Source organism: Pyramidobacter sp. C12-8, from assembly GCF_002007215.1.
Classification (GTDB): Bacteria; Synergistota; Synergistia; order Synergistales; family Dethiosulfovibrionaceae; genus Pyramidobacter.
In genome coordinates, this window is record NZ_MUHX01000001.1 from 60,711 (window position 1) to 73,918 (window position 13,208).

8 protein-coding genes are annotated in these 13,208 nt (G+C 57.5%); 2 read left to right on the plus strand and 6 right to left on the minus strand.

Translation table 11 applies throughout. The features are described from left to right. Positions 1-54: 54 nt before the first annotated feature. Positions 55-1,008, plus strand: a complete 954-nt coding sequence (speB, locus tag B0D78_RS00260; protein WP_078014985.1) for an agmatinase — start codon at positions 55-57, stop codon at positions 1,006-1,008. 18 nt (positions 1,009-1,026) lie between these two features. After that, complete coding sequence (locus B0D78_RS00265) at positions 1,027-2,490, plus strand: YjiH family protein (RefSeq protein ID WP_078014986.1); 1,464 nt, start codon at positions 1,027-1,029, stop codon at positions 2,488-2,490. A gap of 590 nt (positions 2,491-3,080) precedes the next feature. Here the strand turns inward: B0D78_RS00265 and B0D78_RS00270 are convergent. The 6 genes from B0D78_RS00270 to tal all read right to left on the minus strand — a co-directional run bounded on the left by B0D78_RS00270 (position 3,081) and on the right by tal (position 13,205). Further along, complete coding sequence (locus B0D78_RS00270; protein WP_199674778.1) at positions 3,081-4,433, minus strand: APC family permease; 1,353 nt, start codon at positions 4,431-4,433, stop codon at positions 3,081-3,083. Positions 4,434-4,517: 84 nt separating this feature from the next. Next, positions 4,518-5,741: an amidohydrolase gene (locus B0D78_RS00275; RefSeq protein WP_078014987.1), complete on the minus strand. Its 1,224-nt coding sequence runs from the start codon at positions 5,739-5,741 to the stop codon at positions 4,518-4,520. A gap of 202 nt (positions 5,742-5,943) precedes the next feature. Continuing rightward, entirely contained in the window at positions 5,944-7,875 is a 1,932-nt protein-coding gene (locus B0D78_RS00280; protein WP_078014988.1) for an AAA family ATPase, read from the minus strand. A 532-nt stretch (positions 7,876-8,407) separates the two neighbouring features. Further along, positions 8,408-11,260 (minus strand): UPF0182 family membrane protein, encoded by a 2,853-nt coding sequence (locus B0D78_RS00290; protein ID WP_078014989.1) that lies wholly within the window; start codon positions 11,258-11,260, stop codon positions 8,408-8,410. A 52-nt stretch (positions 11,261-11,312) separates the two neighbouring features. Beyond that, the gene (locus B0D78_RS00295; protein ID WP_078014990.1) at positions 11,313-12,095 is read right to left on the minus strand and encodes a hypothetical protein; all 783 of its coding nucleotides are present in this window, start codon (positions 12,093-12,095) and stop codon (positions 11,313-11,315) included. Positions 12,096-12,125: 30 nt separating this feature from the next. Then, positions 12,126-13,205 carry a transaldolase gene (tal, locus tag B0D78_RS00300; protein WP_078014991.1) on the minus strand — a complete coding sequence of 360 codons (1,080 nt, stop codon included), beginning with the start codon at positions 13,203-13,205 and terminating at the stop codon, positions 12,126-12,128. Positions 13,206-13,208: the final 3 nt, after the last annotated feature.

Sequence of the window (13,208 nt, forward strand, 5' to 3'; positions counted from 1 at the left end):
CCGGTACTCTGAGTGTCAGTGAAATTCATCCAAAAATTATAGGGGGAATATTTTATGTCCAATCAGCCTGCAAGCGCGCTCTCTTCGCCTCGTTTCTGCAACATGGGAACTTTTATGCGCATGGCCCGCGTCCAGAACGCCAAGGGACTTGACTTCGCCATCGCCGGCGCTCCGTTCGACACCGCCAGTTCCTTCCGCTCGGGCTCCCGTTTCGGGCCTTCGGCGATCCGCAACATCTCCTGCATGATGAAGCCCAATAACGTGATACAGCAGGTGAACATCATGGATTCCCTGACCGGCGGCGATCTGGGGGATTTCCCCATCGTGCCCGGTTACATCCATCCTTCCTACGCCGCGATCGAGGCGGGCGTCGCCGGGATCCTGAACGACGGAGCCCTGCCGATCGTGCTCGGGGGCGATCATTCCATCACTCTGGCCGAGCTTCGTGCCGTCGCAAAGAAATACGGCCCCGTAGGACTGATTCATTTCGACTCGCATTCGGACCTTTGCGACGAAGTTTTCGGCGAGAAGTACAACCACGGCACGCCGTTCCGCCGCGCTCTCGAAGAGGGGCTCATCGAGCCTTCGCGCTGCATCCAGGTCGGCATGCGCGGTTCGCTTTACGATCCCAACGAGCATAAGATGGCCGCCGATCTTGGCATGAAACTGATCCCCGCCCACAAGATCCGCGAGATGGGGCTGGACGCGCTGGTCGACGCCATCAAGGAACGCGTTGGCGACAAGCCCGTGTTCCTCACTTTCGACATCGATTTTGTCGATCCCGCTTACGCGCCGGGAACAGGCACGCCGGAAGTGGGAGGATTCACGTCGCTGGAAGCCCTGACGCTGATGCGGGCGCTGACGACGGTCAACTTCGCGGGATTCGACATCGTCGAGGTGCTTCCCGCTTACGATCACGGCGAGATCACGGCCTATCTGGCGGCCAACATCGTGTTCGAGTTCCTCTCCATCCTCGCGCTTCAGAAAAATCGGAAAGAAGGCAAATAAGTCGGGGGTGAGGATTTCATGAACTCTGACAAGATCCTCTACGACAAACTCTCCGCGGAAGAACGCGCGTCGCTGAACCTTAACGACATTCTGCTGGTGGACCGGCTGGAACTTTCCTTGCGGAGCAAAGCGGTCGGCGCGCTGAAAGCCGTTCTCTTTTCGGCCGTCGCTATCTTCGTGTTTTTCGTCAACGTCACCGTCAACGGCAAGAGCGACGTGCCCTTCGGCCATATCTACAACTACTTCATCAGCGCGCTGGGCAACGCGGGGCTCTGGGGCATCACGATCATCATCGCGCTCAACGGTATCCTCAGCGTTTACGGCAAGTTCTTCGCGCCCGAAGGCTCGCGGCTGCGCAGGTATTACGGCGGCGAATCCTTCGTCTATCCCGTGTTTTATCTGATGGGCGGCGTGTTTACGCTGATCTACACGATGGACGCCACGATCCCCGCTTTCACGGGGCCCGAGTTCATCGTCAGCTCCGCCACCGGCGGCACCGCCGTGCCTGCCATCGTCGTCGGCGTGGCGTGGATCATTCCGGTGAGCTGCGTGTTCCTGCCGTTCCTGCTGAACTACGGTCTGGTGGACATGGTGGGAACGCTCATGGAGCCGTTGATGCGCCCCGTGTTCAAAGTGCCCGGATACGCTGCGGTGAACTGTATCGCTTCCTTCGTCAGTTCCTCGTCGGTGGGCGTGCTCATCACCAATCGGCAGTACCGCAAAGGACTGTACACCGAGAAAGAGGCCGCCCTGATCGCCACCGGATTTTCCGCCGTGAGCGTGGGGTTCGCCTACATGGTCATCAAAACCGCCGGGCTGGGCGACTACTTCCTGCGCGTCTATTTCTGCTCGCTGGTCATCACGTTGATGATCAGCGCCGTCATCTGCCGCCTGCCGCCGTTGCGGAACAAACGCAGCGTTTACGCCGACGGGCGCGCCCAGACCGAGGCGGAGATCCTGGCCCAGCGCGGCACGGGCAACCTGATTGCCAAAGGCTTCGAGCGCGCCGAGAAAAAAGCCTATACGGCCGGAAAACTTCTGCCGGAAATCAGGGACAGCGTCCTCGATGCCATGACGGTGTATCCCAAAGTCCTGACGCTTCTGGCCGGCGTGGGCATCCTCGGGCTGATCGTCGCCACCTACACGCCGGTGTTCCAGTGGATCGGCAAGATCTTCGTTCCTCTCCTCAAGCTCTGCGCCGTTCCCGACGCCGAAGCCATCGCGCCTTCGCTGCCCGTAGGCATCGCCGAGATGTTTCTGCCCGTCATGCTCATCGCAGACAAGGCGGGCGAGCTTTCCATCAAGGCGCGCTATATGGTCACCACGGTTTCCATCTGCCAGATCATCTTCTTCTCGGAGACCATCGTGGTCATGCTGGCTTCCAAACTGCCTCTCAAGCTGAGCGATCTCGTGATCTGCTTCTTCGAGCGCACCTTCATCGCCATCCCCATCACGGCGGCGTTCATGCACCTGATGTTCTGATCCGAGCCGCATCTCGCTTTACGGAAAAGCAACCCATCGGCAGCACTGTCCATCGGCAGCACTGTCCTTGTGAACACTTCGTCCTCACTCGAGGTTCAATGTTTCTTTTATTTCCCGTTGCACTTGGATTGTATACCTAAGAACAAAAAGACCTCCTGCAGTAGAATGAAATCTACGGCAGAAGGTCTTTCGTATTAACAAGAAAATATTCAAATGCAGAATATCTGGTAAAAGGGGATGAATATATGCACCGTCATTGACCTCTGCGGCAAGATAGTAGGGGGTACAGAATCAGCACGAACATGACGGCTTCTCCTGTGATCGATACGATCTGCGAAGCTTAAAAAACGAAAAGGTCACTGATAGACTCGCTCTCCAGAGTGACCAGGAGTCGCGGTACAATATTAGAACTTGGATCAAGAATGCCACTTTCAGCCGTCAATGCCCAATAGAAACAGTTCCTACGATAATTCATCGATGGGAAACTTCTTCGGAACGCTTAAATCACGTACCTAAACCGCATGAAATTTGCGAACGGAATGCAACTGGCAGCCTGCGGAGTATGAAATGCAGCGCGGAATCAGAATGCGTCAGGATAACTCATAGCTGTTCTCCACTTTGACCTTGCCGCTCTTGTAGCGGAGACTGCCGAAGAGAAAGGCGAAGGCGACCACGCCCAAGTTGCCTAACAACAGAGACAAGGGCAGCTTAAAGGACGAAGTGACGCCGGAGACAACAATGACCAGAAGATCTACGATGCATAGCGTTTTCAATGCGCCGTCGCTGATATGGAAGTCGGACTTTTTCCAGACTTCCGGCAGCACCTTGGGCATTCTCCATAGGCACAGCACGATCATGGATTTGGTGATGGCGCCTACGGTAATAGTGATATTGCTGATGATGCCGATATTAATATTGAAAGCGATGGGCACAAAGCCAACCACATAATAGAAAGCCAGCAAAATCAAGGGAGTTCGGTACTTGGGATGCAAACGGGCCAGAGAGCGGGGATACCAGCCGTCGTTGCAGGCCTGCATCAGGGGCTTGGTACAGGTAGCGATGGAACTGTTCAGGGTGGTCAGCAGGGCCATCCAACCGCCGCCGATGCAGAACAAGTAGTATAGGGGCTTGGACAGAATCGCAGAAGCCACGACGCTCAGAGGTTGACCGGCAACCTGATTGATAGGCAGCACTCCGGCGGCCACAATGCCAATCAAACCGTAGAACACGGAAACACCCAGAGTGGAGAACAGCATGACCCGGGGAATGTCGCGAGTGGGATTCCTGGCTTCGCCGCTCATCTGAGTGACAAACTGGGCGCCGTCACAGGTGTAGCTCATGAGGACAGAAGCCTGCCACAGCCCCATAAATCCGCGGGTCATAAAGCTGGCGGGGTCGAAGTAGTTGCCGTCCAGCTTAGTGAGCCCGACAGCCGTGAAGATGGTCAGGGAAATGACCAGAAATATCACGGCCAGATTCTGGACTTTAGCAAATGCATTGATGCCGAAAGTGTTGGTGATAAAAAGCAGTGTCAGTATGCCCAATGCAATAGTTTTTCGGGTGAGGGCAGGCAGGAAGGGCATGGCGTAGTCTGCGAAGGAAAGGGCGTACATGGACAGTGTAACACTGGTCAGCAGGGCAATCATAGAGTAGGTACCGGTCCAGCGGGGCCCCAGGAAGGTGCCGACCATAGAATAGTCGCCGCCTCTGTAACGAGCCACCGAGTTCAAAAAGATCTGAGGGGAGCGGGCCAAAATGGCGATGAGACCGCCAACAACGAAAGCGATGCAGATGCTTCGGCCGGTGTCATCAATGCCCCAGCCGGTCAGAGACATGATACCTGAACCAATGATGGAACCGATGCCGACTGCCATCAGGTCCCAGAAGCCAAGGACACGCTTCAGTTCTTTTGTGGACGATAGATTTTTCATATTATCTGACATATGTTACTCTCTCCTTTCGTAATTTGACATTTTGGCATTTACTTTAGACGGAGAACTCTGGATTACCGCTTGACTCAAAGGAGATCACTCGCGGTAGTTTTGGGCGAACTCGGCTTTCAGATGCGCCAGCTTCTTTGGGTCGCCAGCCACCCGCAGGCCCGTCAGGGCCATCAGTTTACCGGCCAGCATGCACTGATCAATAGGATACTCATTGCAGGTCAGAAGAGCCGTCTCGTCCGCATGTCCCACGGGGACAGGCTCACCGTCATGCACAATGGGGAAGGTAATTTCCACCGTAGGGATCTTATAGGCCACACACCCCAAGTCAGAGGAAGCCTTGGGCAGATTACCGAACGTAAAGCGCGAGGAATCAATTCCCAAATCGGCAGCGTACTCCGCCGCGTAATGGTATAGAGAAGGAACGGGAGTGGCGCAGTACCACGGGGCGTCCCACTTGTAAACGGCAGTGGTATCCGTCATCAGTTCGGCACCCTTGATAATGTTGTCTACCCGTCGCATCAGGGAGTTCAATTCGGCGGAGTCGTTGCTCCGCAGTTCCACATTCAGCGTGGCCAGATCGGGAACAGAGTTGGCTGCCGTGCCGCCCTTGGAGATGATATAGTGGATGCGATTGGTTTCCAACATGTGTTCCCGCAGGAATTCCAAGCCCACAGTGGTCAGAATCACTGCATCCAAAGCACTGCGGCCCTTTTGGGGAGCGGAGGAGGCATGGGCAGTACGGCCTTTGAAGGTAAGCCAGTTATCATGGGTTGGCCAGACGATGGCCTTGCCGGTCACTTCCGAGCACCAGTCGGCGCCATAGTGGTTGGCCAGCATTAGATCCACCTCGTCCATGTAGCCGCCTTCCAGAATGTAATGCTTGGAACCCTCCAATTCCTCGGCGGGGGTGCCGTAGACGATGACAGATCCGACGGGGGCGAATGCCTCTTTCAGGCCCAATGCGGCGGAGAAGCCGGCGGCGGCGATCAGATTATGACCGCAGGCGTGCCCGTTGGGCAGAGCGTCGTACTCCAGCATCAGACCGATGGCGGGGCCTTCTTCCTTCCCCTTGAACACGGCCTTGAAGGCGGTAGGCATGTCCACGTCCTGATTGAATTTTGGATGCTTTCCAGTGAGGCCCCGTTGAACTTCAAAGCCCTCTTTTTCCAGCGCGTTCATCAACAGGGTGGATGACTGGAATTCTTCCCAGCCGACTTCCTTGAATTCCCAGATCTTTTTGGCAATCTTGTGAATTTTGTCCCTGTTCTCATCAATGATTTCCAGCATTCGTTTTTCTTCAGGGGTCATTTTAGTTCCTCCTTTTCAAGAATTTAAGGATATTGTTTGGTGCCAAACGCATTTTCAGTGTAGCGTTGAAGCGTTAAAATTACGTTAATTTCTACGTTTGTTTTCTGACAATGTAATAAAAAGTCCACAGGCTCTTATAATGAAAAAGCCTGTGGACGGTTTGTTCAGAGACAATAATTATTCACAGATGGATTCAGAGGATTTATGATTTCCGCTCATTCTGGAGTTTTTGCAGAGCCTCTGCCCGCTTCGGATTCCCGCCGTATTCATAATGCCGAATGGCATAAGGAAGCAAGATCCACCAACGGTCGCCGGTTTTCTGCTTGTCATAGAATTCTGCGACAGTAGCGTGCCATAGCCGACGTTTTCCCATGGAGAGATTCTGGTAAACATAGTCCTTGTAAAACTGGTGCTTGAATTTATAAACAATACCGCTGCCCCAGGGTTGCTCCACGATGAACCCGGCGGCCAGCAACTGGTCCAACAATTCGATCTGCTCTTTAGAGGAAATGCCGGTCAGAAGTTCCAGGTCTTCCAGATTTGCATGCTCAAAGTGGATGGACAGAGCATCCAGAACCCGGCGCTGCTGGGCATCAAGACGGTTCAGCCGCAGTTGGATCAGCATGTCAAGCCGGGGCAGGGGCAATCCTTTTTTCCACCCTTCCTGGCGGATGACGCTCAGAGTCTCCATCAGCACCAGAGGATTTCCTTCTGAGCGAAGAAACAGTTCGTGAGTATCAGGGGTATTGGATGTGCCGGGGTTCTGTAGAGCTTCACAGATGACAGCAGCGGTTTCTTCCTCCGTAAAAGGGGAAAGAGGCAGAGAGGTAATGATATTCCGCTCCCGCAGCGCCAGCAACAGCCCGAGAATGTTCTTCTGCTCGTCAGTGCGACAGGTGGCAATAAGAAGTACTTGATCGTTGCCGAATTCAATCATAATTCGCTGCAGAAGCTGTTGACTGACAGAATCCATCCATTGGAGACTGTCAAAATACAGAATGACCTTTCGCTGACTTACCAGTTCTTTGAACAGTCCCAATACGCCGTTGATCAGTGCAGCGGAAGTCCAGGCGCTGTTGTCGTCTTCTTCGCTGATTCGTCCGGAGAGCAGAAGCGGCAACAACTGAAGACTGCGCGCGGATAATTGGAGCGTCCCGGCGATACACAGACTTTCCAACTGAACAAACAGGTTCCTCCAAGCGCTCAGGGAAATTTCCTCCTCCACGCTATAACAATGGGAGGACAGTTGCAGTACGTCGAAACCGTGGTTCATCTCTAAAATCTGCCGCATCAGCGCAGTTTTGCCTACGCCGACTTCCCCCTCAATAACCACGGAGACGGTGGATTCCTCGTTCAAAAACCAGAAGATCCGTTCATCGATATACTGCAGTTCTGCCAAACGGCCAAAAAAATTATCATGGGCGCGAGGTCTGCGGAGAAAGGAAACTTTCTTCCGGTGGAGCAGCGTCCGGTACAGCAGTTCCACCGCGTGGGAGGGGGATTCAGACAGATCATCCCGAAGACACTTGACAAACTCCTGATACAGCTGAAGTCCCAGATCGTATTTTTCTGCCTGAGCAAAACGCTTCATGCCGGTGAGAACCATTTCCTCGTCCCATGGCTTCCAGAACTGCCAGATACCGATCAGCTCCTGCAGCCGGGCAACGTCCTCGCAAACGGCGGGGTTCTTCAGTTGATTTCCGATGTAGGACAGACTACGGGAAATTTGCAGCTCCCGTTTGCGTTCTACCCAAGCCTCAAATTCCGGACAGCCTTTCAGATAGAAGAAGTTCAGAAATCGCTCCTGACACAGAGCAAATTCCGGATCCGGCGCGTCCCAGTCCGTCCGGACGCCGCACCGTTGGTTCAGCTTCAGCCCATTCCGTCCTTGAAGAATAATAACATTCCCCCCCAGACAGCGGCGGATCTGGAACAGAGCCTGACGCAGATTTTTCCGGCCGGAGTCCTCGCCGCAGGATCCCCAGAAAAAAGAAACCAATTCGTCGCGGCTGGCGTTTTTCTCTACGCAGAGATAGTAGAAGATCCCCTCTGCTTTCCGGTAGGGGAAACAAACCAGCTCTTCGTTTCGATAAACACTGGGGGTACCCAGAAGCGTTACCTGATAATCTGACAAGGCAAATTCCTCCTTTCTCATACTAGATCTTATTAAAATGCTGTATTATTTAAAGATCTAGAAGTATTTAAGCTTATCTACAGGAGGGGAATAAGAGGATATGAACTGACCGGCAACGAATGGGATTGGATCAAAGATATCTTGTTACCAGCCCCAAACAGGTCAACACGGACGTCCAAGCAAAACACGATCCACGGCAGGGTGATGATATGAATCGCTGGAAACGGGGCGCAGTGGAGAGAGTTTCCTGAAAGCGATGGCACATGGCAGGCAGTTTATGCGCGCTTCAGGTTACAGAAATAACTTTAGATGTACGAGCCAAATGTAACACGAGAAGAGAATAAGCTGAGTCTTATAGTTTCTAATAAAACGATATTTACAACAACAATATTATAAGAATAGCCATAATATACAATTATTGATATGCTCCCTCCATAATTGACAGTGATTTATCCCACTGCCCCTCATGGGGGGAGCATATCAGTGCGAACCGGAACGGGCCGAGGCTTTGCGTTTTCTCTACAATACAGCGCTACTGGATCCCTTGGGGGAACATCGCGTTCAGGCTTTTTTCCAGGTCGCCCATAGCCTGACCGTAGGCGTTCCAGTCGGCGCTTTTCAGGGCCTGCTGGGAGCGGTCCCAGGCGTTTTTCGCCTGACGCCCCAGGGCCTGGATTTCGCTGTCTCCGGCAGCGGGGAGCGCTGGCTGGAAGCCCGATTGCGGAGTCTGACCGGACGGGAGCGAGAGTGAGGCGTCCTGCTCGCCGGGCCGATAGTTGAGCAGTTTTTCCAGCGCGCCTTCGAACGTCTCGTCCCAGACGACGTGCCCGCCGCTGGAGAGGATGACTCGCTTGAGCTCGGGCAGGTCGCTCTGGCTGGCCTTGAGGTACAGCGGGCGCACGTAGAGCAGCGAGTTGTTGACGGGCACCACGAGCAGATGGCCGAGGATCACGTCGCTGCCGCGCTGCGACCACAGCGAGAGCTGGGCGCTGATCTCCGGCGTCTGGTTGATGAGGGCGCTGATCTGGTTGGGGCCGTAGATCAACGTCTGCTTGGGGAAGCGGTAGAGCACGAGCTTGCCGTAATTGGCGCCGTCGCAGCGGCCGGCCATCCAGGAGATCATGTTGTCGCGCCCCACGGGCGTGTACGGAGTCATCATCAGGAACTCGGGCTTGCTCTCGCCGATCAGCTTGTTCATCACGTAGTACGACGACAGCGTGCCCTCGTTTGCCTCGCCCTGCAGCGTGTTCCACACGTCTTCCTTGTTGTAGAAGGTGTTCGGGTCGGCCATGTGGTAGGTGCGGTAGATGTTGGCCTGCACGGAGAAGAGGTCGCGCGGATAGCGCAGGTGGGCGCGCAGCTCGGAACTCATCTCGCCGCCGGGCGTGAAGAGGCTGGGGAAGATGCGCCGCCAGCAGGCGATGATGGGATCCTGTTCGTCGATGACGTAAAACTTCATGTGGCCGTCGTAGGCGTCGACGGTGCACTTGACGCTGTTGCGGATGTAGTTGATGCCGCCGGTGAGCCGTCCGCGGCGGTAACGCTGGCCGACCGGCTCCGAGTAGGGATAGAGGCTCGACGTGGTGTACGCGTCGACGATCCAGACGATGCGGCCGCCGATCACGGCGATGTAGGGGTCGGAATCGTAGGTCAGAAACGGCGCGGCGCGGTTGAGGCGGGCGCGGACGTTGCGCTCGTAGATGACGCGGCTCTCGGGCGTGAACACGTCGGAGAAGAGGATCTTCGAGTCGCCGAACGCCAGCGTGTAGACGAGCCGCCGCCACAGCGAGCCGATGGGCACGCCGCCGTCGCCCTCGTAGGTGCTGCGCGCGTTGGATTCGCCCATGGGATAGTCGAATTCTTTCACCGACGTTTTGACGAAGGCGTAACTCATCGGGTTTTCGCCGAAATAGATCTGCGGCCGGCTGATGGGCAGATCCACGGCGCTGACCGGCGGTAGGTCCTTGATCCAGAGGTTGGGCTGCCCGTTCTGTCCCACTTCGCGCGCGCCGTTCATGACGATGCCGTAGCCGTGCGTGAACTCGAGGTGCTGGTTGACCCAGGTGCGGTTCTGCATGCCGCTCAGGTCCAGTTCGCGCGGCGCCAGCATCACCTGGCGCATCTTGCCGCCGATGGTGTAGCGGTCGATGTCGATGGCCGAGAAATCGTAATAGCTGCGGATCTCCTGGAGCTGCTTGTAGCTGCGCAGCAACGCGCGGTAGTCCCACAGGCGCATGTTCTCCAGCGTCTCCGGATCGGCCGCCGCGTCCTCGACGGTCAGCCCCGCGTCGGGCGTGATCTCGCTAGTCTCGATCTTGTCCATGCCGTAGGCGTGGAGCGTGGCCTCGATGTTGTTGCTGATGTATTCCTTTTCCTTCTCGAATTCGTTGGGCACCACGATATAACGCTGCACCAGCTCGGGATAGAGCCCGCGCAGCGCCACGTTGCAGACGACGAAGACGCCGACGACGATGCCGATGAATTTCCAGCTGCGGTTGCTCCTGATCGCGAACAGCAGCAGCCCCGCCGCGGCGAAAGCCAGCGCGGCCAGCGCCGACAGCGCCAGCAGCGTGGCGTGGATGTCGGTATAGCCGGGGCCGAAAACGACGCCGTTGGGGTTATAGAGCAGCAGATAGCGCTGCAGCACATACGACAGCCCCCAGAGCGCGGTCAGCACGGCGCCGAGCGTCAGCGCATGGGCGCGCACGGGGCGGGGGATCTCGACGCTGCCGAGGCGCGCGCCGCTGAAAAGGCGGAAGGCGTACAGCGCGCCGCAGACGACCAACACGTTGAACAGCAGATCCATGAGCCAGTTCTGCAAAAAATTCCAGAACGGCAGCGAGAACACGTAGAATCCCACGTCGTTGCCGAAAATGGCGTCTTTCACGCCGAAGGCGCCGCCGTGCGCGAACTGAAGGATCATCTGCCACTGCCCCATGGAGTCGGAACCGGCGCTGACGGCCATGAAAAGCCCGACGGCCAGCGGCAGCCAGCGGCTCCATTTGTGGTTCAGGATCAGCGAAAGCACGTCGTTCGCGCCGGGGATGCCGCGGGCGACGCGCAGCGCCGCGCGCAGATTGGGATAGACGATCACGAAGGCGACGGCCGAAAAGACGCCCAGCAGCGCCCACTGCGGCAGCAGCCGCGTCCAGAAGACCGACGTGAGATGTTCGGCCTCGTACCAGTAATAATCGGCGAGGAACGAGGCGATCATCGGCAGCCCGACGGCGACGATCAGCAGCAGCGCCAGCAAAAACAGCGTGCGCCTGCTGAAGGGCAGCGATACTTTGGGGAAAGAGGGGCGCTGTTCGCGGCGTTGCGAACCTCCGGTGCCGAAGGGGAACCCGCCGAAAGGGCCGTTTCCGTCTTGATTGTTCCAGTTCATGGGTTTAAACCTCCCTGCTCGATGTTTTTCAGCGGCGCGCGCCCGCGCCGTTTCAAGAAGCCCGCTTTTCCGCCGCGCTCTTTTCGGGCTGCGAAGCGGCATAGTCCCACCGCAGGCCGCCGGGCAGCGGCTTGGGGAGGATACGGCTGTGCACCGAGCATTGGCCGTCGCGGAACTCGACCTTGCTCAGGTACAGCGGCAGATTGTACTTTTTCATGTCGATGAAGGGCTGGATCTTCTGCAGCGCCCGTTCGACCGCTCCCGCCGAAACTTCTTGGCTGTTGACCTTGAGCCTGATGTCGTCGAGCCACAACGCCGTGCCGCGGGGAACGATGCGGCAGGAAAGGTCGAGGCGGATCTTGAGGCGCATCAGGCGCAAGTCGGCGCGGTAATAGGCCGTGGCGTTGATGCGGCCGTCGCTCATCTTCACCCGCACGCTCTGCCACTCTTTTTCGTGGCCGAAAACGTGGCGACGCAGAAAATCGTTCACGTCGTCCTCGGTGAAGGTCGCCTCGGCATGGCAGGCCAGCATGGATTCCACGCGCGGGTGCTCCATGCCCGCCCACTGCGCCGGCGGCGTCACCTGCGCGTCGAAGCAGTCCATTTTCAGCGAACGGATGCGCATGCCACGCACGTCGGCGTTGACGCATTCAAGATAGCCCCAGGGGATGTAACCGTTTTCGCGCGGCGCCGAGCTGAGCTGGAAATAGGCTTTTTCCGGCGCCAGATTGCGCAGGAACACGCCGAACAGTTCCTGGCCGCGGTCGGGCGCGCCCCAGGCGGCCGAAGCGCCGAGAAGAAACAGCAGGGCGAGGCATGATTTCAGATATTTCAAAGAAGCGGCTCCTTTCGGGGAAGTCGTGGCTCAGACCAGCGCCGCGCGCTTGGCGGCAATGATGCCCATCATGTCGCGGAAGGACTGAGCGAACGAAGCCAGCCCGTCGGCCAGCAGTTTTTCGGTGACGGCGGCCAGCTCGACGCCGAGTGCCGGCAGCGCCGCCAGTTGGTCGGCGAAGCCGGGAGTGCGCGCGGTGTCGGCGGGCGTTCCCTGCTTCATGAACGCCTCGAGAGCCGACGGCGGCAGCGTGTTCACCGTGTCCCTGCCGATCAGGGAATCGACGTAGAGCGTGGGCGAATAGGCTTTGTTCTTCACGCCCGTACTGGCCCAGAGCGGGCGCTGCACGCGCGCGCCCTTGGCGGCCAGCGCCTGCCAACGCGGCGACGAGAACAGTTTCGCGAACCTGGCGTAAACGGCGCGGGCGTTGGCGACGGCGATACGCCCGGCCAGCGCCGGAGCTTTTTCCGCCAGCACGGGATCGAGCGCCGCGTCGATGCGGCTGACGAAGACCGAAGCGACCGAAGCCTGATCCAGCGGCAGCCCCCTGGCGGCGCGCCGCTCCAGACCACCGATGTACGCCTCGGCAACAGCTTCGTACTGTTCCAGCGAGAAGATCAGCGTCGCGTTGACGTTCACGCCCGCGGCGACGAATTCTTCCAGCGCGGCGGCGCCCGCGGGCGTGGCGGGGATCTTGATCATGGCGTTGGGGCAGTTCAGCGCCTTCCACAGGCGCAGCGCCTCCGACACCGTGGAGGAACAGTCGTCGGCGATAAGCGGATTGACCTCGAGGCTGACGAAGCCGTCGCTGCCGCGCGATTCGTCCCACAGCGGGCGGAAGAGCGCGCAGGCCTCGCGCACCTCGCTCAGCGTCAGTGCGTCGTAGATTTCCGCGTCGTTTTTGCCGGCGGCAATCAGCGCTTTGACGTCGGCGTCGTAATCGGCGGAGCCGGCCAGCGCTTTCTGGAAGATGGCGGGATTGGTGGTGACGCCGCGCACGCCCGCATCGAGCAATTTTTTCAATTCGCCGCCGCGGATCGCCCCGCGGCTGATGGAATCGTACCAGACGCTCTGCCCGAGCGCGTACGTTTGCTGCAGTATATCGTTCATGAA

Coding starts and splice junctions, on each gene's coding strand:
- speB (WP_078014985.1), top strand. CDS start 55: ATGTCCAATCAGCCTGCAAGCGCGCTCTCTTCGCCTCGTTTCTGCAAC.
- B0D78_RS00265 (WP_078014986.1), top strand. CDS start 1,027: ATGAACTCTGACAAGATCCTCTACGACAAACTCTCCGCGGAAGAACGC.
- B0D78_RS00270 (WP_199674778.1), bottom strand. CDS start 4,433: ATGTCAGATAATATGAAAAATCTATCGTCCACAAAAGAACTGAAGCGT.
- B0D78_RS00275 (WP_078014987.1), bottom strand. CDS start 5,741: ATGACCCCTGAAGAAAAACGAATGCTGGAAATCATTGATGAGAACAGG.
- B0D78_RS00290 (WP_078014989.1), bottom strand. CDS start 11,260: ATGAACTGGAACAATCAAGACGGAAACGGCCCTTTCGGCGGGTTCCCC.
- tal (WP_078014991.1), bottom strand. CDS start 13,205: ATGAACGATATACTGCAGCAAACGTACGCGCTCGGGCAGAGCGTCTGG.